The sequence below is a fragment of the Colwellia piezophila ATCC BAA-637 genome, from assembly GCF_000378625.1.
In the GTDB taxonomy this organism is placed as follows: domain Bacteria; phylum Pseudomonadota; class Gammaproteobacteria; order Enterobacterales; family Alteromonadaceae; genus Colwellia; species Colwellia piezophila.
This window is the reverse complement of sequence record NZ_KB905184.1, coordinates 1-21,757: the sequence shown is the minus strand read 5'-3', so window position 1 is coordinate 21,757 and position 21,757 is coordinate 1. Positions and strand designations below refer to the sequence as shown.

At 38.9% G+C, this 21,757-nt stretch carries 23 protein-coding genes; 7 read left to right on the top strand and 16 right to left on the bottom strand.

From position 1 onward, the window contains the following. Nucleotides 1–393: 393 nt before the first annotated feature. Complete coding sequence (locus tag F580_RS0123000) at nucleotides 394–699, bottom strand: ArsR/SmtB family transcription factor (protein ID WP_019030115.1); 306 nt, start codon at nucleotides 697–699, stop codon at nucleotides 394–396. Nucleotides 700–914: 215 nt separating this feature from the next. Here F580_RS0123000 and F580_RS0122995 point away from each other — a divergent pair, with 215 nt between their 5' ends. The 3 genes from F580_RS0122995 to F580_RS0122985 all read left to right on the top strand — a co-directional run bounded on the left by F580_RS0122995 (nucleotide 915) and on the right by F580_RS0122985 (nucleotide 2,326). Continuing rightward, nucleotides 915–1,106, top strand: coding sequence for a YgaP family membrane protein (locus tag F580_RS0122995; RefSeq protein ID WP_019030114.1), 192 nt, complete (start codon nucleotides 915–917; stop codon nucleotides 1,104–1,106). A 129-nt stretch (nucleotides 1,107–1,235) separates the two neighbouring features. After that, on the top strand, nucleotides 1,236–1,583 hold the full coding sequence (locus F580_RS0122990; RefSeq protein WP_019030113.1) for a rhodanese-like domain-containing protein: 348 nt from the start codon (nucleotides 1,236–1,238) through the stop codon (nucleotides 1,581–1,583). An 83-nt stretch (nucleotides 1,584–1,666) separates the two neighbouring features. Beyond that, nucleotides 1,667–2,326, top strand: coding sequence for a DsbA family oxidoreductase (locus tag F580_RS0122985; protein WP_019030112.1), 660 nt, complete (start codon nucleotides 1,667–1,669; stop codon nucleotides 2,324–2,326). Between the two features lie 74 nt (nucleotides 2,327–2,400). On the opposite strand, the gene lysA is transcribed toward F580_RS0122985, so the two are convergent. After that, nucleotides 2,401–3,663 carry a diaminopimelate decarboxylase gene (gene lysA, locus F580_RS0122980; RefSeq protein WP_019030111.1) on the bottom strand — a complete coding sequence of 421 codons (1,263 nt, stop codon included), beginning with the start codon at nucleotides 3,661–3,663 and terminating at the stop codon, nucleotides 2,401–2,403. 226 nt (nucleotides 3,664–3,889) lie between these two features. Next, nucleotides 3,890–4,414, bottom strand: a complete 525-nt coding sequence (locus F580_RS0122975; protein WP_019030110.1) for an NADPH-dependent FMN reductase — start codon at nucleotides 4,412–4,414, stop codon at nucleotides 3,890–3,892. A gap of 134 nt (nucleotides 4,415–4,548) precedes the next feature. On the opposite strand from F580_RS0122975, the gene F580_RS0122970 reads away from it, so the two are divergent. Beyond that, entirely contained in the window at nucleotides 4,549–5,466 is a 918-nt protein-coding gene (locus F580_RS0122970; RefSeq protein ID WP_019030109.1) for a LysR family transcriptional regulator, read from the top strand. On the opposite strand, the gene F580_RS0122965 is transcribed toward F580_RS0122970, so the two are convergent. Together F580_RS0122965 and F580_RS0122960 are read right to left on the bottom strand one after the other, a co-directional pair. Further along, entirely contained in the window at nucleotides 5,463–6,140 is a 678-nt protein-coding gene (locus F580_RS0122965; protein ID WP_019030108.1) for a DUF2982 domain-containing protein, read from the bottom strand. The two genes, F580_RS0122970 and F580_RS0122965, sit on opposite strands and share 4 nt — an antisense overlap. A gap of 177 nt (nucleotides 6,141–6,317) precedes the next feature. Further along, the gene (locus tag F580_RS0122960; RefSeq protein WP_019030107.1) at nucleotides 6,318–6,755 is read right to left on the bottom strand and encodes a DUF4124 domain-containing protein; all 438 of its coding nucleotides are present in this window, start codon (nucleotides 6,753–6,755) and stop codon (nucleotides 6,318–6,320) included. Nucleotides 6,756–6,940: 185 nt separating this feature from the next. Here F580_RS0122960 and F580_RS0122955 point away from each other — a divergent pair, with 185 nt between their 5' ends. After that, on the top strand, nucleotides 6,941–7,846 hold the full coding sequence (locus tag F580_RS0122955) for a peptidoglycan DD-metalloendopeptidase family protein (RefSeq protein WP_019030106.1): 906 nt from the start codon (nucleotides 6,941–6,943) through the stop codon (nucleotides 7,844–7,846). Between the two features lie 95 nt (nucleotides 7,847–7,941). On the opposite strand, the gene F580_RS0122950 is transcribed toward F580_RS0122955, so the two are convergent. The 7 genes from F580_RS0122950 to rsmE form a co-directional block, all read right to left on the bottom strand. Continuing rightward, nucleotides 7,942–9,090 carry an ABC transporter permease gene (locus F580_RS0122950; RefSeq protein ID WP_019030105.1) on the bottom strand — a complete coding sequence of 383 codons (1,149 nt, stop codon included), beginning with the start codon at nucleotides 9,088–9,090 and terminating at the stop codon, nucleotides 7,942–7,944. A gap of 318 nt (nucleotides 9,091–9,408) precedes the next feature. Then, on the bottom strand, nucleotides 9,409–10,356 hold the full coding sequence (locus tag F580_RS0122935) for an ABC transporter ATP-binding protein (protein WP_040357958.1): 948 nt from the start codon (nucleotides 10,354–10,356) through the stop codon (nucleotides 9,409–9,411). Nucleotides 10,357–10,364: 8 nt separating this feature from the next. Further along, entirely contained in the window at nucleotides 10,365–11,333 is a 969-nt protein-coding gene (locus F580_RS0122930) for an HlyD family secretion protein (protein WP_019030102.1), read from the bottom strand. 95 nt (nucleotides 11,334–11,428) lie between these two features. After that, the gene (gene ruvX / locus F580_RS0122925) at nucleotides 11,429–11,875 is read right to left on the bottom strand and encodes a Holliday junction resolvase RuvX (RefSeq protein WP_019030101.1); all 447 of its coding nucleotides are present in this window, start codon (nucleotides 11,873–11,875) and stop codon (nucleotides 11,429–11,431) included. A 107-nt stretch (nucleotides 11,876–11,982) separates the two neighbouring features. Continuing rightward, entirely contained in the window at nucleotides 11,983–12,630 is a 648-nt protein-coding gene (locus F580_RS0122920; RefSeq protein WP_026301623.1) for a YqgE/AlgH family protein, read from the bottom strand. Nucleotides 12,631–12,726: 96 nt separating this feature from the next. Beyond that, nucleotides 12,727–13,689, bottom strand: coding sequence for a glutathione synthase (gene gshB, locus F580_RS0122915; protein ID WP_019030099.1), 963 nt, complete (start codon nucleotides 13,687–13,689; stop codon nucleotides 12,727–12,729). Between the two features lie 194 nt (nucleotides 13,690–13,883). After that, nucleotides 13,884–14,618, bottom strand: coding sequence for a 16S rRNA (uracil(1498)-N(3))-methyltransferase (gene rsmE / locus F580_RS0122910; protein ID WP_019030098.1), 735 nt, complete (start codon nucleotides 14,616–14,618; stop codon nucleotides 13,884–13,886). Between the two features lie 171 nt (nucleotides 14,619–14,789). Between rsmE and F580_RS0122905 the strand changes: the two genes are divergently transcribed. Beyond that, on the top strand, nucleotides 14,790–15,392 hold the full coding sequence (locus F580_RS0122905) for a DUF3313 domain-containing protein (protein ID WP_019030097.1): 603 nt from the start codon (nucleotides 14,790–14,792) through the stop codon (nucleotides 15,390–15,392). A gap of 197 nt (nucleotides 15,393–15,589) precedes the next feature. On the opposite strand, the gene metK is transcribed toward F580_RS0122905, so the two are convergent. Both metK and murI read right to left on the bottom strand, forming a co-directional pair. Continuing rightward, nucleotides 15,590–16,777 carry a methionine adenosyltransferase gene (gene metK, locus F580_RS0122900; RefSeq protein WP_019030096.1) on the bottom strand — a complete coding sequence of 396 codons (1,188 nt, stop codon included), beginning with the start codon at nucleotides 16,775–16,777 and terminating at the stop codon, nucleotides 15,590–15,592. A gap of 176 nt (nucleotides 16,778–16,953) precedes the next feature. Next, entirely contained in the window at nucleotides 16,954–17,733 is a 780-nt protein-coding gene (gene murI, locus F580_RS25220; RefSeq protein WP_051092124.1) for a glutamate racemase, read from the bottom strand. 506 nt (nucleotides 17,734–18,239) lie between these two features. On the opposite strand from murI, the gene F580_RS0122890 reads away from it, so the two are divergent. Continuing rightward, on the top strand, nucleotides 18,240–19,061 hold the full coding sequence (locus F580_RS0122890) for a putative sugar O-methyltransferase (RefSeq protein WP_157443227.1): 822 nt from the start codon (nucleotides 18,240–18,242) through the stop codon (nucleotides 19,059–19,061). A 196-nt stretch (nucleotides 19,062–19,257) separates the two neighbouring features. Here the strand turns inward: F580_RS0122890 and F580_RS25775 are convergent, their stop codons facing one another. Then, nucleotides 19,258–20,853 carry a sensor domain-containing diguanylate cyclase gene (locus tag F580_RS25775; RefSeq protein WP_019030093.1) on the bottom strand — a complete coding sequence of 532 codons (1,596 nt, stop codon included), beginning with the start codon at nucleotides 20,851–20,853 and terminating at the stop codon, nucleotides 19,258–19,260. A gap of 190 nt (nucleotides 20,854–21,043) precedes the next feature. Continuing rightward, nucleotides 21,044–21,415: a thiol-disulfide oxidoreductase DCC family protein gene (locus F580_RS0122880; protein WP_019030092.1), complete on the bottom strand. Its 372-nt coding sequence runs from the start codon at nucleotides 21,413–21,415 to the stop codon at nucleotides 21,044–21,046. Nucleotides 21,416–21,757 lie beyond the last annotated feature (342 nt).

Here is a 21,757-nt window from a genome sequence, read left to right as displayed (position 1 = left end):
GTCCTTAGTGCTAATTATGCGCACTCGTTCCGTCTAGATAACAGTGCAGGCTAATACCAATTTGATTAAATTTCTTCCCAACTCAGAGCTATGCTCAATGTTCAATAACAAGGGGGATTTGTTTCGGTTTAGTCATTCTAAATCAAATAAATTTAACGATGTTAGTGGGCATCGAGCAAGCTCCCAGAGGGCGAGTACCTAATAAAAGGCAAAGGCTTACATGCTGCGTTATTGATTTTGACAAGGACGCTGCATGGATGCAGCTTATTAGAGAATGCAGGAGCATATTCTCCTGAATAACCATTCTCTTCAATCAATGCCTTGCCTCTAAGCCTTTTAATTCTCGCTGAGTGGGAAAGAACTTAATCAACTTGGTATAAGTTGGCTCAATAGTTAACTATCACGACAAAATTTCTCCTGTAGTACCGTGAGCAAATCTTCTATTTTAGGGTTAGCTATGCGATAGAAAATGGTTTGAGACTCACGCCTAGTTGTCACTATCTCGCTTTCCCTTAGTTTTGCTAAATGTTGAGAAAGGGCTGATTGAGAAAGGTCGATTCGCTGGTTTAAATCACCAACGGTTAGCTCACTTTCGCTTAAACAGCATAAAATCATCAATCGGTATGGATTAGAAAGCTGTTTTAATATTCCGGCAACTTCCTGGGCATTGGCTAGCAGTTCTTCTTGTTCAGTATTCATCAAGTGTCCATGATTATTAAGCTCAATAATAAGTTGTTTTACTTTATACTTGCTTTCTAAATTAGTAAAGGCTAATGTACTTATATTAGTAAATGCTAATATAAAGGTTTGGCTCAGGCTAAGGTTGCAATTTATTCTTGATTGTTAACTCAAGGCTTACATCAAGTAAGTGCCTAAACCATAAAAATATATGTAGTTAACTTAAGGGAAACAAAATGACCATAAATGAAGCGCTAAGATTGACCGCCGGTATTTTTATCTTGCTATCACTCTATTTAGCCATTAATTACACGCAAGATTGGCTTTGGTTTACAGCCTTTATTGCTGCTAATTTAATACTATCAGCTTTTACTAAGTTCTGTTTTATGATGTCTGTTTTTAGAAAACTCGGCTTCAAAGAGGATTAAATAGTCTTAGCTTCTAACTAATATTTCAAAGCAGTTTACAAAGTGCACTGAAGTCAGTGTAAGTGAATGAAGTTAACGCATTTAATTTAACTTCAATCAGTTTTAACCCACACTAAAATGAGAACTAATATGTTAAAAACAATACCAGAAGTAATAGCGCAAGCGAAAGAGTCATTAACACTTCTAAGCGCTGCAGAGGCTGTGGCGTTAGCTAAACTTGAAGGCGGTGTAATAATTGATGTTCGTGAGCCGAGTGAATACGCTGAAAAATCAGCTAAAGGTACTATTAATATCCCACGTGGTTTAGTTGAAATGAAAATGCTACAAATACATCCGCATGAAGCAATGTCTATTTTTGTACACTGCGCAACAGGCGCACGAGCCGTTTTTTCTGCTGAGCAGCTAAAGCGAGTAGGGTACCTTAACGTATCAGTTATTACCTCAAGTCTAGATGATATTTGTAAAGCCTGTGGCTAATCACCGATTACTTCATCACTTATTAGCGTAACCAACTCAGCATTTCAAAATAATTTTTCAATTTAATTAAAATGGAGATAAGTATGCCAACCCCAGTCGTTATCGATTATTACAGTGATGTTTTATGTGTGTGGGCTTGGATAGCACAACGCCGCATTGAAGAACTTAATGAAAAGTTATTAGGTAAAATTGAAGTGCGATACCATTACCTTGATGTTTTTGGTGACGCCAGTAATAAAATCCCACAACAATGGGCTGATCGAGGAGGGTACGCTGGTTTTGCAAAACATGTTGTTGACTCAGCGGCGCCTTATCCAGATGCCGTGATAAACCCAAATATATGGCATAAAATTCGCCCTAATACCTCAGCTAATGCGCATTTAATACTCAAGGCAGTTGAACTGAGTTGCGGTAAAGAAAAAAGCAATGAACTGGCCTTATTAATACGACAGGCTTTTTACATTGAGGGACAAGATATTGGGCAATTAAGGTTGTTGTTTTCCTTGCTCAAGAGCGTAGATATTGATAAAGAACTGATCAAAAATTCCTTGTGTGATGGCAGTGCAATGGCTTTGTTGATGGCTGATTACCAACAAGCTAAAGTATTATCCTTAAAAGGTAGCCCATCGTATATTATCGATAATGGTAGGCAGGTACTGTATGGAAATATTGGCTATCGGGTGTTGTTAGCCAATATTGAAGAGCACTTGAAACAACCAAGACAAGAAGCAAGTTGGTGTTAAACGGTCAAAAAATTCGTCGGTGGTAAGCGGTCAATGAGTAAATAGCGCTCATTGACTGCTAATAATGGTAAATTTTACAACCAGTCTGGCGTAACATCTTGGTTAATAATATCTTCGTAGCTTGGACGCTTTCGTACTACGGCAAATTGCTCGCCTTTCACCATCACTTCTGGCGCTAACATCCGGGTATTGTAACTCGATGACATTACCGCACCATAGGCGCCACAGCTCATAATGGCAATTAAATCGCCAGCATCAGACTCGTGTACTGCTCTGGCTTTAGCAAAGGTATCACCGGTTTCACAAACGGGGCCAACCACGTCATAGGTTTTTAAGGATTTAGTACCTTTATTGACGGCAATGATTTGATGATAGGCTTCATACATACTGGGTCTGATTAAATCATTCATACCGGCATCAAGCATTAAAAATTGACGTTCTTCACCTGTTTTCACAAACACCACTGTAGAGACTAGAGTGCCGGCATTACCTAAGAGTGAGCGGCCGGGCTCAAGGATTATTTTACAATTGAGGTGTGCAAGTTGCGCCTTGACCATATCAGCGTAGGTCTGCTTACTTGGAATAACTTCATCGAGGTAGGTAATACCTAAGCCGCCGCCAACATCAACGACGCTAATGTCGTGACCGTCAGCTCTTAACTCAATGACTAACTCGGCAATACGTTGATAGGCTTCTTTAAAAGGAGCCAAACTGGTTAACTGCGAGCCAATATGAACATCAACGCCTTGAACTTTTATTCCAGGTAACGCCGCGGCTTGTTTATAGGCCAAACGAGCTTTTGAAATAGGGATTCCGAACTTATTTTCTGCTTTACCAGTAGATATCTTTGCATGGGTTTGCGCGCACACATCCGGGTTAATACGAAAAGCAACTGCTGCTGTGGTATTAAGTGACGTAGCAACCTTAGAGATAAGCTCAAGCTCTGGCTCAGACTCAACATTAAACTGGAAAATACCTAACGATAAAGCATAGGTAATTTCATCCTGTGTTTTAGCAACACCCGAATAGACAATTTTATTTGCCGGAATTCCGGCGGATATTGCCCGATGAATTTCGCCCATAGAGACCACATCTGCACCTGAGCCTAGTTTAGCTAAGGTAGTCAGTACTGCCTGGTTGCTATTAGCTTTCACCGCATAACAAATCAAAGCGTCTTGGTCGCTAAAGGCGTTTTGATAATCTTGGTAACTTGCTTCAATGGCTGAACTTGAATAACAATAAAAAGGGGTTTGTACCTGCTTGGCAATATCGCGAATAGCAATACCTTCAACATACATTTCATTATTTTGGTGCGGGAAATAGCTAACTGGAGTCATAGAGTAATCAAGAATTTTGAGCAAAGATAATGTAAGCCAATTTATGCTAACTGGTCGCACTATTCAAGGGGCTAAATGTAATAATGGCAAGGTAAAAAGTTATAGCTCATAACTTGAATAACGCTAGGAATTATTTCAGAGCACTTTATCAGGGCAAGTAGCTCTGTTTTAGGTAAGTAACTTAAGCTGTAAGTCGCTAAATTACTCACCTAAAAACAAGTAGTTCTTAGGTTAGCTGTGCTAAGGCTGATTGTAATTCATCAAGTATTTCTGGGTTAGTAATCACTTGTTTTTCACTATCAAAATTATCAAAGAAGCTTGGAATAGATAAACTCGCTTTTACATCAGCGGAAAAATAAGGGGCTGAGCCTGTTGCTGCAGCTAAAACTGTACTTGCGCCGCCTGGACCCGGTGACGTGGCGAGTAAAACCATTGGTTTGTTTTGAAATAACTTCATGTCGATGCGAGAAGTCCAATCAAATAAATTTTTATAAGCGGCAGTATAAGATCCATTGTGTTCAGCAAAAGAAATGATAATAGCATCCGCTTGCCCTAGTTTAGCGTAAAATGCTTTGGCGGCATCTGGTTGACCTAATTGCTCTTCTCTATCTTGGCTAAATAAAGGCATTTCATAATCGTTAATATCTAATATTTCTACCGAAGCACCGGGTACTAATGAGGCTGCGTAGGTGGCCAGTTGTTTATTGATTGATTTTGAACTGCTGCTGGCTGCAAAGGCTAATAATTTCATGGTGATGCTTCCTTTTATATTTATTAATAAGACAATTTAATGACTAAATATTTTGGTTTAGACTTAAGATGTAAGTAGTATATAACGATAATCGAACCTAATTAATACCTTTAATTGAGAAAAACTATTTCCAAATGACTCATAATCACGATTCAAAACTATTCGACGGCATGGTGATCTTTACCAAAGTGGTTGAGTGCGGCAGTTTTTCTGGCGCTGCAGAGGCAACAGGCCATTCTAACTCTTACATCAGTAAATCTCTGAACAAACTTGAAGCTCGCGTTGGGGTACGTTTGTTAAATCGTACTACACGTTCAATTAGTATGACTCCAGAGGGGCAAGTTTATTATGAGCAATGTCAGCAATTAGTTTTTGATGCTCAAGATGCACTATCGCTATTAACACAAAGCCATATAGAGCCTAAAGGAGTACTCAAAGTAAGCTGTCCAACTTCATTTGCGGAAAGTCACTTACAGGAGGTCGTGTCGACATTTATGCAACAGTACCCGGAGGTAAACCTGGTATTAGACTTAAATGACCGGCATGTAGATCTCGTTCAAGATGGCTTTGATTTGGTCATTAGAGCGACAGAGCAACTAACGGAGTCAAGTTTGGTGTGTCGTAAAATCTATAGTTGTAAAGGTTATACCGTAGCCTCTCATGATTATCTTAAACGTTTTGGCTTGCCTGAGTCTCCAGAGCAACTTAAGTCGCACCAATGCATTTGTTATAGCAATTTAAAACAAGCTAATAAGTGGTCTTATCGACATAGCGATGGCACGGATAGCCAAGTTGAGGTCAGAGCTAAGTTATTATGCAATAGCGCAAGTATGGAGCTGGCCATGGTGCTTGCAGATCACGGGGTTTGCCGGTTACCTGAGTTCGTTATGGAAAAAGCACTTAAAGAAAAAAGCTTAGCCATCTTATTTAGTGATTATATTGCGCCAACTATTAATGTTTATGCTATTTATCCAAGCCGAAAATACTTATCACCTAAAGTACGTTGTTTTATTGATTTACTGGTTGATAAAATGCCTAAGTTTACACTTTAGTGATAATTCACCGAAGACTTCATACATTGGTTAAGTAACCGACAAAACTCATCAAGCTCACGATCAAGCGCTGTCTCAGGAAGAAATAAGTGATAACCAAATGCCTTTTCTAATACGGTAGTGTGATGAAAGAAGGCTGCTAATGGCCCTTTCAATATTTCACCTCCAGGTAACTCAAACGAAGTAAAGTTAAGTTGGCTTTGCTCTAGGGTAATAAACTCCAGGCGGATAGCAATAGCGAGTAATGGTCTTTGCTCATGAATCAACCGGTTCGCTAGGCGAGGAGATATGTTTTTGGCAAGAGTTGATAGCTGCAATAAACGAATGCCAATATAAGGCAGACGTATTTGTGTTAGCCCTAGTGTGCCATGCATTAAAGATATTCGCTGAACATCGTGCCAATCAAGTTGCCAGTGTCCATGGGTGTGCTGATAGTTTATACCACTAGGCGAAAGGCATAAACTATGTTTGGGTTGCAGATACTTAGCTAAACCGGTGATGAATATTACCAACTCAGCCAAGTAAATAAAGGTAAGTACTAACTGAAATTGTCGCCAATAGTTTTGGCTAATGACTAAAGTGGAAATAAAGGCTATTAGCGCCATCAGCATTAAAAAAACTGCATGGTGATTACTTTGCGCTTTAATTTTTATCACGGGTATTTCACCAGTCATAACTGTCTCTTAAATCCTAACGCTCAATTTTTAATCCGCAAAGACTGACGCCAAAGTATCTCTCGAAAACTCGCTCTAAATTTAACTATACCTTTAAATCTACTCTGCCGTTAAATCTACTATGCCTTTTAATTCACTAGCCCTTTAAAGTAACTCAGCGGAGAATCTTCTAATAAGCTAGCGACAAGTTTTTTTATAGGCTTTAGTGATTTCTTTTTTGTCTTTTTTTAGTTGAGCTTCGTTTTTAAAGGTACGCTCGCCACTGAGGGACAGGACATAAATACGACCGCCTCGATTGATTGTCGCCAGTTCGCGTTTCAGTTGCTGGCAATAACCTCGGTTTTTTTGTAGTAATTGACTTTCTTTTTGGGCTTTTTTAGCTTTTGCTGCTTTAGCTTTATTATAGTCTTGTTGCCATTGGCTGCCTGTGGTGACGGGATTAGCAATATTCTTATTTTTTTTAGGCGTTATTATAGTCACTTTTTCATCAGCTACCGGCTTATCGCTGAAATGCACTTTGCCCTCTTTATCCGTCCAAGTATAAATTTTAGCGGATAAATTAAACGAGTAAGTACTCGCTAATAACAGTAAAATTATGCCACATTGTTTTAGCATATTGCATAATGTCCTTTTGTTAAAAATTAATTGTCAGCTAAGTAGGCCATGATAATGCTAACAGAGTAAACTATTCTCGTAGTGTAGCTTAGCTTAATTTAGCTTAATTTAGCTTCATTTAGTTATTATCGGGCACCACTGACTTAATCAATCTAGGGTGGTGGTAACGTAAACAAGGAAAGGTAATGATAAAAGGTTTATGGCTCTTACTGGTTTTACTCTTACTTTGCACCGACTTAAATATTTGCCAAGCGGGGGAAATGTATAAATACAAAGATGCTAACGGTCATTGGGTTTTTAGTGACAAACCGCCAGAAAAAAAACAAAAATTTGAAACGTTAAAATACAGTCAAGATAAAAAGCCAAACGCAAGAATTAAGTTTTATTACGTGAAAAATAGTGAAGGCTTTGCCTTACATGCTAAAAATAGCTATTACACGCCTATTGAAATAGGTTTCACCTCACCCGTCACTGAAAAATCGGTAAGGAAAGTTATTCCTGCCCGAGAGAGTATTGCCTTATTTCATAGTGATAATAACACTGACAAGGTAAATTATCGCTGGGCCTTGGGTGATCCTACTAAAACGCCGGATAATTACCTATACCATGCACCTTTTGCTTCACCGAAAGGGCACACCATCACACAAGCCTTTAATGGCCAGTTTTCTCATCAAAATGATTACAATAAGTATGCCGTTGATATTGCCATGAATGTGGGTACTTATTTAACGGCTGTGCGAGCAGGAACAGTCGTCTGGGTAAAAGATGATTACCATATGAGTGGTACTACCCGGTATTTTTTAGATAAGGCTAACGGCATTAAAGTACTTCATGACGATGGCACCTTTGCCTCTTATGCACATATTCTGATGGATACAGCGCTGGTGAAAGAGGGTGACAAAGTCGCTTTAGGTGACAGGTTAGCACGTTCAGGATCGTCCGGCTTCTCTACCGGACCTCACCTACATTTTTCTATTCTCAAAAATTCCGGATTAAAAAATATCGCCATACCTTTTAAGTTTGTTGATAACCAAGGCAAGGTATTTACGCCCGAACGAGCAATGATTATGGTAGGTGCTAATAAGCATTAACTAATAGCGTTAACTAATAGCGTTAACTAATAGCGTTAAGTAATAGCGTTAAGTAGTGAGCGGTAGTTAATTTTGCTTCAGACACTCTATCAAGGCTAATCGAGTGTCCTCTTAAAGCGCAATGCTGCGACCAGTAGACCTAAGCACGTAAAGCCAATCAGCCAAAGCATATCAAAACTCATCTCAACCAAAGCAACATCACGCAATACTACGCCTCTAATTAAGCGGATAAAATGTGTCGCCGGAAGTGCTTCAGCAATATATTGCGCTGCTTGGGGCATGCCTTCGTAAGGAAACATAAAACCAGACAGCAAAATCGACGGTAGTAAAATAAACACCGTCATTTGCATTGATTGTAATTGGCTTTTGGCAATGGTTGATATCACTAAGCCAAGCACTAAACTGGCGCAAATGAATAAAAATGTTGCTAGTGTAAGTTGAGCTAAGTCGCCATTAAAGGGCACGTTAAAAAGCCAATAACCCAGCCCTAAAATAATACTGACTTGAATTGCGCCAATAAAAATATAAGGAATTATCTTACCAATCATCAGCTCAATTGAGGCTAGTGGCGTGGTAATAAGCATCTCCATATTGCCGTGCTCTTGCTCTCTAACGATAGCGGCAGAGGTAAACATTATCATGGTCATGGTCAGTATCACGGCGACGAGGCCCGGAACAATGTTAACAACGCTACGTTGTTCGGGGTTATAAAGTAAGGTTACTTCAAAGGTAGCGGTATTACGGTTAGCAGGCTTATCTAGCAGCTCTGTTAGCGGCATATTTCGTAAGCTTTTAATGCTGCTAGCGATTATGGTATCTGAGCCATCGACTAACCATTGCGCAATGGGTCTGCTTGTTTCTTGTTTACTTGAAGGTGGTAAACCAAAGCCGACACTGGGATGCCTGACTAAACGTTGGCTTACATCGGATGGAATAATTAGCACAGCACGCACTTCATTACTGTCAATGGCTGCTTGTGCGGCCTTTACCGAGTGGTAACTATGAGTGAAAGTGATAATACCAGTAGCGGACACGGTTTGTTGCAAAATTCGGCTTAAGGACGTTTGACTATGATCAACGACGCCAACAGGAATGTTGCGAACATTAGTATTGATGGCAAAAGCAAATAAAAGTAACTGTACTAGGGGGATCATTATTACCATGCCAAAAGTCATTTTATCGCGGCTAAGCTGTAACAATTCTTTGATTACTATTGCTTTTACTCTTAACAATGAAGCGTTCATGACGCAATAGCCCCCTTGCCCGTACAGGTAACAAAAACATCTTCAAGGCTTGCTCTAATTAAGCTGAATTTATCCTTTGTTGATAAATCAGCCTTCTCACAGCTGAGCTGTAAGAGTTCTTTAATAAGTATTAATTTTACTAACCGTGAATATGAGATCATGACGCAATAGCCCCCTTGCCTGTACAGGTAACAAAAACATCTTCAAGGCTTGCTCTAATTAAGCTGAATTTATCCTTTGTTGATAAATCAGCCTTCTCACAGCTGAGCTGTAAGAGTTCTTTAATAAGTATTAATTTTACTAACCGTGAATATGAGATCATGACGCAATAGCCCCCTTGCCTGTACAGGTAACAAAAACATCTTCAAGGCTTGCTCTTACTAAAGTGAATTTATCATTTTTTGTTAAATAAGACTGTTGCTGTAAAAAGTGTATCGGTTGTTCAACCTCTTGTTTCACCAGTACTCTTAAGTGAGTCCCTAATTGAGCTGCCGAGATCACTTGCGGCAATTTGGTTAAATTGTCTTTGATACGACGAAGATCATTGGCCTCAATTTCGACAACTTTTGCGGGTAAATTGGTTATTAATGCTTGTGGAGAGTCATCTGCTTTTTTGATGCCATCTTCTAAAATCGCCAATCTATGGCAACGCTCAGCTTCATCCATATAATGGCTTGATACTAAAATGGTGGTGCCTTGATCGCAAAGATCAAATAATTGTTCCCAAAACTCCCTGCGGTTTTGAGGGTCGACTGCGGAAGTCGGTTCATCTAAAAATAGTAATTTAGGTTTGTGTAACACCGCTGCTGCAAGTGCCAAACGCTGTTTTTGACCGCCACTCATGCTACCGGCAAGTTGTTTACTTAATGAGTTTAATTGATAAATACTGAGTAATTCACTTAAGCGCGCCTTTTGTTCGTTAGGCGTTAAACCATAAATCCGGCTAATAAATTGCAAGTTTTCTTTAACGGTAAGATCATCATAGAGTGAAAATTTTTGTGTCATATAACCAATTTGTAAACGTAGTTTATTGGCTTCTTGAGGTAAGTGACAGCCGAGTACACTCACTTGACCACTGCTTGGCTTTAACAACCCGGTCAGTAAACGAATAACCGTGGTTTTACCTGAACCATTAGGGCCAAGAAACCCATAGATGGTTTTTTTTTCAACAGTTAAATCTAACGCTGATACGGCGGTTAATGGACCAAAATTTCGGGTCAATTTGCTCGCACTTATGGCGAAGCCATCATTTTTGCCTATGTTCATGTTAATACTCATGGCATACGCACTTGTGCGGGCACACCCATAGGTAAGTCTGCCGCACTATCAGGTAACTGTATCTCAGCCAAATACATCAAGTTAGCACGCTCTTCTTGGTTTAGGGCAAAATAGGGGGTAAATGCTGGCTCAGATGAAATCCAACGCACCGTTCCGATAATAGGATCAGCTAAGCCATCAACTTGTACCGTTAATTTATCATTTACTTTTATTTTTACTCGGTAGGGTTCAGGCACATAAACTCGGGCAAAAGGGGCATTGCCGGCAAGTACTATCGCGACAGGGCTGCCTATGGTGACTCGTTCACCAAGATTCCAGGGTAAGTTATCTAATAGACCGTCACGTTTTGCGGTAACGGTTAAATCTTTGAGTTTTTTATTTTCACTATCTAATACGGCAATAGTCATCGCTAAAATTGCCTCGGCGATTTTTAAGTCTTCAAGTCGAGCGCCGTTAATGAGTAGAAGTAATTTTTCTTGTGAGTTATGTAACTTAGCGGTATTTTCATCACGGGAGGCGAGGGCATTATCTAGGGTGGCTTGGCTAGCTAATTCTTTTTTAATTAATATTTTTGCCCGTTGATAATTGGCTTCACTTTTAACTAACGCCGCTTTTACGCCGGCAACTTGTGCTGAGGCTGCTGCGACCTCTTCTTCACGAGCGCCATTATGGACTTTTTCTAAATTCGCTTTTGCTTGCTGCATTTGAGCGTGGGCTTTAGCAACAAAGGCTTTTTGAATAGTATCATCAAGTTTTACAAGTACCGTGCCTTTAGTGACTTGGCTACCTGCACTTACCGGTAAAGCAGTAATAACTTCACTCACTGTGGCAGTATGAGCAATGCGCTCTCGCTCTAATGTACCTAAGGCAAGACCGGGTTTATTACTGTCACAAGCGCTGAGTGTAATTAAGGTGACAAATAACACAAAAAGGTAAGGAAAAATAAAGGAAAACTTAGCGGGCATGATAATTTAACTCATTGAGAATAGGCTAGTTTTTAGTCTAATCTCAATGAGTTAAAAGTCAATTTATAATATTATTAGGACAGAAAATCATGGAATTAATCGTATTGCTGCTCAAAATAGCTTTCAATAATCAATCTCGCCGACTCAGCATCGATGTTATCTTTTGATAAGTTTTTATAACCTCCGCGTGAAAACAGTTGCTCTTTGGCGTCAGCGGTGGTTAATCGCTCATCTTGAAACTCCACCTTGATACCAAAACGGCCTTGCACTCGGTTACCAAATTTCTTAGCATCTAGGGTTAGTTGCTGCTCACTACCATCCATATTTAAAGGTAAACCAACGACAATAAAATCAGGCTGCCATTCTTTTAAATATTTGGCTAAATTATCCCAATGAGGAATACCATCATTAGCCCTAACCGAGCCAAGTGGTGTGGCACTGCCGGTCATTTCTAGTCCAACGGCAACGCCAATATATTTTTTACCAAAATCAAAGCCGATAACGGTGCGTTGGCCAATAGGTGATTTACTTGTAGTCGACATCTTTTTCCTTGGGGCATTAAATCGTTAAGTCGCAATAGTCTACTTGGTAACGTTTACTGCCATTGTATTTGAGCGTGTTATGTTGGAGCAGCACCGATAAATAGTACTTAAGCATGACCAATATCTGAAGATAAATGCGCGATATCGATACCCAGTTTTTCAGTGGCTTTTTTCCAACGTTGCTCTATTGGCGTCTTAAAAAGAATTTCGCTATCCGCAGGGGTTGTTAACCAAGAGTTGGCTTGGAGTTCTTGTTCAAGTTGACCAGGTCCCCAGCCAGCATAGCCCAGTGTTACGATAAATTGCTCTGGAGCTTTATCTGTCCCCAATGCTAGTAGGATATCTTTTGAAGTGGTGATCATTAATTCTTTACTCAGTGCTAATGAGCTAGTCCAGCCAGTTTGAGAGCTATGCAAGACAAAACCACGCTGTTGAGAAATGGGGCCACCTGACAACACTAATTGCTCTAAACTATTAGTTATATCCGTTACGGCGGCGCTATCACTGTTTTTAGTTAAGTTACTGCTATCATCAAGATCACTACTCACCTTGCTACCACATTTTTCAGTGTTTTCAATCGCTTCTGGCTCAAGCTGTTTAAGCAGCTCGGATAAAGTAATTTTAACGGGCAGGTTGATAATAAGACCCATAGCCCCATCTTTATTGTGCTCACAAATATAGGTGACTGTTTTATTAAAATAAGGGTCACCTAAAGAAGGCATGGCAATCAACAATTGATTCTCAAGGCTAGCCATAGATTGTGGTTCATCGTTGATCACCTCGTGGTTAAACGTTGTTTTTAGAGGTGTTTCTAGTGCTGTTTTGGGTAGCTTTGCCATGCAATCTCGCTCTTATTTTTTGATGTTATCTTCAATAGCATCCATCAACTTACCACTAATATTGATTGGGTATGCTGCTTCAATTTCACGGATACAAGTTGGACTAGTGACATTGATCTCAGTGATTTTATCGCCAATAACATCAAGGCCAACAAAGTATAGTCCACGTCTTTTAAGTTCGGGCGCAATAGCATCAGCAATGGCTTTATCGCTGACACTGAGTGGTTGAGCGACACCACGTCCGCCAGCAGCTAAATTACCACGAGTCTCACCTTTGGCCGGAATACGCGCTAGACAATATGGCATAGTTTCGCCATTGACAATGAGGATACGTTTATCACCCTCAGAAATTTCCGGCATAAACTCCTGCACCATGGCATATTGCTGACCATGATTGGTTAAGGTTTCGATGATGACACCCACGTTAACGTCATCGGCTTTGATGCGGAATATTGATGCGCCCCCCATACCATCAAGAGGTTTAATAATAACATCTTGCAGTTTTTTATGAAATTCACGAATTTTGTCACTGCTACGAGTAACCAATGTTTTAGGGGTGAATTCGCTAAACCAGGCAGTAAATAATTTTTCATTACAATCACGCAAACTTTGCGGTTTATTAACAATAAGGGTGCCTTCAACTTCAGCACGTTCAAGCAAGTAAGTTGCATAAATAAATTCAGTATCAAACGGTGGATCCTTACGCATCAATACCGCATCTAATTCACTTACTGCAATATCTTGAGGGTCTGACAATTCATACCAATGCTCGCTATCATCAAATACTTTAACTTTATGCGTGGTCGCGCGACATTGACCTTGCTCAAGGTATAAGTCTTTCATCTCCATGTAATAAAGTTCATAACCACGCTGCTGAGCTTCAAGCAACATTGCCATTGATGAGTCCTTGACCACGTTAACTTGTGAAATAGGATCCATTACTATACCGAGTTTTATTACTTTATTTGTCGTCATTTTATATCCTGTTCAATGTTGATTTTTAACGCTGTAGTTAAAAGTCGCTTAACGTATATTTAGCTTCTGTTTATCTTATCGTTAGCGTTTATTAATTTGAAGGTGTTTGATTCAAATACCAGGGAAAAATACCGAGTTGAGGTTAATCAATGAGGAATTTTATAACGCGGTAGTTGAGAAAAACAACAATAAGTTTAGTGTAAATCACCAAAGCGGCATTGTAATGCGGTAATTGCTGTTAATGCTGCCGTTTCAGTACGTAATACTCTGGGGCCTAGCAGGACATCAACAAAGTCATTTTCATTGGCTTGGCTGATCTCTTCATCACTTAAACCACCTTCAGGACCAATAAGTAAACGCACACGCGTATTCTCCATCGGTAAACTCATGATGGAGTGCTGTGCCTTGGGGTGTAAGTTGATTTTTAAGGCACTGGTCTCTTGCTTTAACCAGTCGGCTAACAACATCGGCTCAGCAACCACGGGTACACTTGTTCGGCCGCTTTGCTCACAAGCACTAATGACAATTTTCTGCCATTGTTGACGTTTTTTCTCAAGACGTTCTGCAGTTAACTTAACTGAGCAGCGCTCGGTAAATAAAGGGGTAATAGTATTCACGCCCAGCTCAACCGATTTTTGTAAGGTAAAGTCCATTCTATCACCGCGAGATATACCTTGGCCTAAATGGATATTTAGTGGCGACTCAGTGTTATTTTCTTCTTGAGAGATTATCTGCACATCCGCTGATTTTTTACTGACATTACAAAGTGTTGCGGTGTACTGAAACGACTCAGTACCGTTAAATAGTGTAATGGTGTCACCTTCTTTTAAGCGTAAAACTCGCACCACATGACCAAAGGCGTCAGCAGATAATGTTACGGTTTCGTTAATTGCAAACTGACTTTGTTGATAAATTCTAGGGTTGCGCATAGTTACTCAGTTATTCTTGGCTAATTTAATTGTGACGATTCAACTGAAATATGGGCAGTTAGGTTAAAAAGCAATGAAATCGGCAATAAATGTTTTCTTTTGTTAGTTTAATTTGACTAGCTAGGAGATTACTTGTAATTTCTTAAGCAATCTAAATTAAAAGGAATAACAATGAAAAAAATTATACTTACCACGCTCGCGGCGGGTGTGTTTTCGTTAGGTTTAGCCGGTCAGTCAGCGATTGCTGGCGAAATCCTTACTGTAGATAAAAACTTTGCTAGCCCAATTATTTCATTAAGTGGTTACAATAAAGTATATATTGAAGATTTAGACCTATCTCATACAAAAATTATTTCACCACCTTGGATTGATAAAGACAGTTTTCATTGGCAAGTAACCGACAGCAACCTAGCTCACTTGAAAAGACGCTTTAAAGAAGGTGTTGAAAAAGGTTTAACAGAGAATAATGGTCGTTATGAAGTTGTTGGCAAAGAAGGTAAAGGTGTTCTTATTGTTGATGTAGAAATTATCAGCTTTATGCCATACGCCTTACAAAATGATAAAGAAGCGACAATAAAAGGCTCAGGTGAGTTCCATTTATCAGTTCAGTTACGTGACGGTAAAACAAGAAGCCTGATTCATATCTTTGAAGGTACTATCGCTATTGGTAGTGATTACCAACCAAATACTTCAATGGAACGCGTTAAAGATGCAAAAAATCTTTTTAAAGGTTGGGGCAAGGGCCTACGTAAGAGGTTAGATGCCGCTAACTAGTCTATGGCTAAGTCATAAATGGCTAAGTCATAAATGATTAAAACATAAACAAAAAAGCCGGTATACCCTATAGGTATACTGGCTTTTTTATGTACAGGATGTACGGGTGTAACGGAGACAGGATGTCTAGGAGTTAGCACAATACATAATTTCTATTTGCTCACTCGCAGAAAATAGTATCTTGGAGCTAACTGAATTTATAAACCCGCAGCTGTACGTAACTCGTCTGCTTTATCTGTTTTTTCCCAGCTAAAGGCGGTGAATGTATCATCACCGACTGTCATTTCAAAAGGTTCACGACCAAAGTGACCATATGCAGCTGTTTGCTGATACATAGGGTGTAATAAATCTAACATTTTAGTAATGCCGTATGGACGTAAGTCAAAGTGGTCACGTACTAGCTCTACTAATTTCTCTTCTGAGATTTTACCAGTACCAAAGCAATCGATTGAAATCGAAGTAGGCTCAGCAACACCAATGGCATAAGATATTTGTATTTCACAGCGATCTGCAAGACCCGCAGCAACAATGTTTTTAGCGACATAACGTCCGGCATAAGCAGCACTGCGATCAACTTTGGATGGATCTTTACCCGAGAATGCGCCACCACCGTGACGTGCCATGCCGCCATAAGTATCAACAATAATCTTACGACCGGTTAAACCACAATCACCTACGGGGCCGCCAATAACAAAACGACCGGTTGGATTGATATGGTATTTGGTTTCAGGTGTAAGTAACTCAGCGGGCAATACGTGCTTGATAATGTTTTCCATTACCGCATTCACTAAGTCTTCTTGTTTAATATCAGGGTTGTGCTGAGTAGAAAGTACTACTGTATCAATCGCTACTGGCTTGTTATCTTCATAGATAAAGGTCACTTGCGATTTAGCGTCTGGACGTAACCAAGGTAAAATACCCGATTTACGCGCTTCAGCTTGACGCTCAACTAAACGGTGTGAATAGTATATTGGTGCCGGCATTAACGTAGGTGTTTCATTGGTAGCATAACCAAACATTAAACCTTGGTCACCAGCACCTTGATCTTCTGGGTTACTACGGTCAACACCTTGCGCTATTTCAGGTGATTGTTGACCAATTAAATTCATGATGCCACAGGTAGCGCCATCAAAACCAACATCAGACGAGGTATAGCCTATTTCACTTATAACATTACGAGTGATCTGCTCTAAATCAACCCAAGCGGTAGTCGTTACTTCACCAGAAATAATAGCAACACCGGTTTTTACCATAGTTTCACAGGCAACACGGGCATGTTTATCTTTGGCAATAATAGCATCTAATACCGCATCAGAAATTTGATCGGCAATTTTATCAGGATGGCCTTCAGAAACAGACTCGGAAGTAAAAAAGTGTCTAGACATATGTCCTCAGAAAAATTTGAGTTATATAAAATAATGTGGCAATTCTACACTTGTTGAAATCAACTATCTAGTTTTTTTCACGCCTAGACGGCTAAACGGCTAAAATAATTAATTATATTAAGCTAGATTAATTTTTTTTGATAATTGCAGCCGTAATTAAAGTATTGATGGATAGCTTAATTATGGTCTAGCGTATGTAAAGTAAGTGATGCTTGCCAAAGTTGGCTAAATATTTTTTCTTGTTGCTTGTTAACCAGTGAGCTAAAAAATTGAGTTTTACCTTGCTGTGTATGGCAAGCAGTTAAATTCATCTCCGCTAACTTTTTGGCTAACTGTAGGGTAACCGGAGCGGCGGTTTCAATAATACTAATGTGTTTACCGGCGATAGTGCTTATTTGTTGTTGCACAAAGGGGTAGTGGGTACAACCAAGCACTAAGGTATCAATTTCTTGGTTCACTAATGGCTCTATATATTGTCTTAATAAGGCATTACATGCAGGGCTGTGATGTTTTCCTTGCTCAATAAACTCGACCAAACCAGGGCAGGGCTGAATGAGCACTTGAGCACCGTTATGATGTAAGTCAATCAAGTCTTTAAAGCGTTGATTTTCGCTAGTGGCTTGTGTGGTTAATATTGCTATTTTCTTACTAATACTCTGTTTCGCAGCTGGCTTTATTGCAGGTTCAACGCCAATAATAGGAATACTTACTTGCGCTCTAAGTTGTTCAATGGCATTTACGGTAGCGGTATTACACGCAATAACCAAGGCTTTAACGCCTTTAGCCATAAGGTGTTTTGCAATGGTGTTAACGCGCTTAATAATGAAATCAACAGACTTTTCACCATAAGGCGCATGAAGGCTATCGGCTACATAAATAATGTTTTCATGAGGTAATTGCTCGGCTATACACTTTGCAATTGAGAGTCCGCCGACACCTGAGTCAAATACCCCTATGGCGGCTGAGTTGTTCTTGATTTTTTGATTAGCTGGTTGATTAGGAATGATCTTTGCTCTAATAGATGTAATGGCTTTTTCTAGGTAAATTGTATGGCTTTTATTAACAAAGAATCAATACAATTATTTATGTAAGGTTTTATAGTTATCAGTACGGGTAGTTTATAGCTAGTTCTAACTACTGAGTGAAAGTTGATATGTAGGTCAAATTTCGTTTCAATAAAGTGCTTTAAAGAACTTCTGCTGTGAATGTGTATTTTGTTATTTTATTTATGTTATCTGTTTGTTTATGCAAAAATAGGCAGTTCACTTATATACTAGCCAAAGCCTATTATTTACTATAACTTATGTAGGCAACGATTTTACCAAGGTGTTGGTCATCATTCCAAGGCAAGTTTTATTTCTCAAGCTAATGGGAAATCTATCGTTGCTGAATCGATTTTTATTGGAGTTATGTTATTCATAGCTAAATGATATTTAGGCCTCAGACTTTAGATGGAAAAGCAATGAATAAACACTTAACGCGTATCATCCGAAAAATTTATACATTCTCAGTCCCAAAACGTATTTCGACTAGCTTATCAGACAACCAAACCTATCCTCAAGTTTGTATTAAAGCCAGTAATAACTATAGGCTCTTCAATAATTTTAGAAGACACCCTATTTACAACCAAATACTAGAACATGTTACAGAAGCAGAGGGAAATGAGTACCTGCAACTCATATCTGATGATTTAGAAATCATGGATAAAATTCATGACTTCAAAGCAAATGATGAATGGGGAAATCCGAGGACATATGACTATCCAAATATAGGAACGTTTTCTCCATCTACTCTTCGCTATATTAAGGTTCTTAGCGATATCAAGAAACATTTCGGTAGCCTTGACAACTTTGACGCTTGTGAAATTGGCGTTGGCTATGGAGGACAATGCAGAGTCATCAATACATTATTTAACCCTGCCTCATATTGCCTTGTTGACATACAGCCGGCTCTATCTCTAACTCAAAGGTTCTTGGATAATTTCATTATCAACTCGGTGCTTTCTTACAAGACAATGAACGAACTAGGTAAGAGAGACTATGACTTTGTGATGAGTAATTATGCCTTTACTGAGCTACCGCGTACGTTGCAGGACGTCTATTTGGACAAGGTAATTCTAAACTCAAAGAGAGGGTATATTACCTATAACGAAATAACGCCGAAAGAATTTCGCTCATACAAAGCAAAAGAGTTGGTCGCAATGATCCCTGGCGCGAAAATTTTTAAAGAGGAACCTCTTTCATCTCCAAATAATTGCATCATCGTATGGGGTATTAATATTTAACCTAGCGCTGAACCTGTGTAATGGTCAATTAATGTTGGCCTTAGCTTTGTCTTCAAGCCTACCTTTCTTCTGAGTCATTAGGAATTAGTCCTGAGTGATAACTGTGAGGTCTAACTTCCAACCCCTAACTTTCAATTATATAATTCATAACGGTACTCTACGCTCCAAAAAATAAAGCAATGGGTATAATACAACATTATCCTACTGCGACAGCTCTATTTCGCCCTTGCTCTTTCGCTTGGTAAAGCGCTTGATCGGCAAGTTCAAATAATGGCATATGTTGCTCTTGCCCCGCTATAGTAAAAGCATGAATACCTATACTGATAGTGATATTATCAGCTATGTCAGAATCTTGATGTGATATCTTTAACTCAGCTATTATTTTTACTAAATTATTAGCGACTGATTGTGCTGCTTTTTGATCTGTATTTTTTAGCACTATCACGAATTCTTCCCCGCCATAACGTGCGACAAAGTCGGTATCTTCATGTAAGTTTTTTCGTAATGCTTGTGCAATGGTATAGAGGGTTTTATCGCCTTTGGCGTGACCATAACAATCGTTATATTTTTTAAAATAGTCTACATCACAAACCAATATTGCAGCGTGCAAACTTGAAGGACTGGTGTCTAATAGCTTTTTCATATAACTATCAAATGCTCTGCGATTAGGTATCTTGGTTAAACTATCGGTCTGGCTGATCGTTTGTAAGCGGATATTATGAGATATTAACTGCTGCTCATTAGACTCTACATCATCTAAAAGTCGGTCAATTAAGTTAAATAAAGTGCCTAACTCATCTTTTCTTTTGCTAAGAAATCGAATGGAGAAGTTATTGTCTTTGATAATGGCGCTGACTATGTTGTCTGCTCGTAAGATAGGGCTTACTATAAAATAATGGAAAAAAATAAATAACAGCAACAGTGTTAATAAAAAAAGTATCGAAGTAATAATAGTTGATTGATTTAACCAACTGGTTGAAAACTGCCTTATCGGCGCTTGATAAGTAAATTTAATAGCGCCATTGCCCTTAGTTAAAGGAATAACGTTAAATATCAGTCCATTTTCTGTGCGATAGGAGTCTTGTATAAATACATTCTTTGAAGTTAACCTTACAGAATTTCTTATGCTTGGCTGAATAACTTCAACAGTAAAATCTATGCCTGACCTTTGTTGCAAATCAGCTAAAATCTGCTCATCAAAAAAACGCCAAAAAAGTAAAGTACCATTAGCCTTTCCCTCTAAGTTGGCCTTAAAAATACTGGTTGCGGCGAAAATAATGAGTTTTTCATCTATATAAGTAAAGCCGACCCGAGAAACAGGTTTATTATTGTTGTTACTCACTTGTTCATCTGTAATTAAAATATTTTTTTTAACAAAGTTAGAAGGCTTATCAAAAGGGGTAAATGTTAATGGACTCCAATGGGTACGATCCCATGCCTGATGCCATACTGTTTCAGCTTGTTTATCAAATATATTAATGCCATTGAGTCCTAAGCTTTTAAAAACATCAATAACAAAGTTATCTTCAGTAAACTCGGAATTTTTATTATTCACATAATGATAAGTATCATTCCACACAGCATTGTCATAATTGATAACGCCAAACTCTTTACTCTTTGAAGTAAACGCCATCTTTATACGGCTAATGTCTTTTTTATCTGACATGGATTCTAAGGCGTAGAGCTGTGGTAATTGTATGAGATGAAGAGAAGTGACTTTAATAACAACAACAAATAAAACCAATAAAAAATAAAAGATGATAAGTTTAGTTTTTAAAGAATTTATAAGCAAAACTATCTCCTGTTTTTAGCTGTTAAGACTCGATTGAATATGTACTATGACTATAAATAACAATAGTTGCAGTTGATACAAATAGCCAAGCTTAACGGCATGAACTTAACGGAATGAACTGAGCGGACTTAACTTAACTCAATGAATTTAAAGCTAATTTGAAGAATGGCTTTCGAATGAGATAGTGTGATTACATTCGACCTTGCGATTTTAATCGCTTGGTTACTCTTTGATGATAAACACCGGCTATAAAAGGCCTAATTAATGGCAGGGAAATAAAATACGCCAGTGGTTTAAGTAGCCATATTCGTTGCATTAAAACAATGTAGGCATCTAATTCAGATAACAGTGTTTTATTTGGAAGTTGGATATGAAGCTCGGTTAGTGCTTTAGCTGGGTCGATACCTAAGGTTTTTAAATATTCATCTTGGCCGTTTATGTCTAACCACTTTACCTGCTCACCACCTCGACCAGCCAAGCGCTCATAGAAACGCCTATCTTTAACGCATTGCGGGCAAACACCATCGTAAAAGACGGTAATACTGCGTTGCTTATTAGTCATAACAAGCTCACTGTTTTTTTGGCTGTTCTAGATACTTTTATTGTAGCACCGTTGTTTGCTTGGCGTTAAGGCTAGGGTAGGGTGCAGAAATATTATCGATATTTCTTTTACAGAGAAGTAGAGGGTAGTCGCTTCCTAGGTGCCGTAGGGAATTTAGTCCTGAACACCGGGTGCTTTTCTAGGATTGCGCGGAAATATCGTTGTTATTGGGTTTTCACAGAGAAAAATTTAATTAGAAAAATAAAGGGGATAGTCGCTTCCAAGGTGCCGTAGCTAACTTTGTCTTGATTACCGTGTGCTTTTCTAGAGAGGGTGCGGAAATATCGTTGATATTGGATTGTT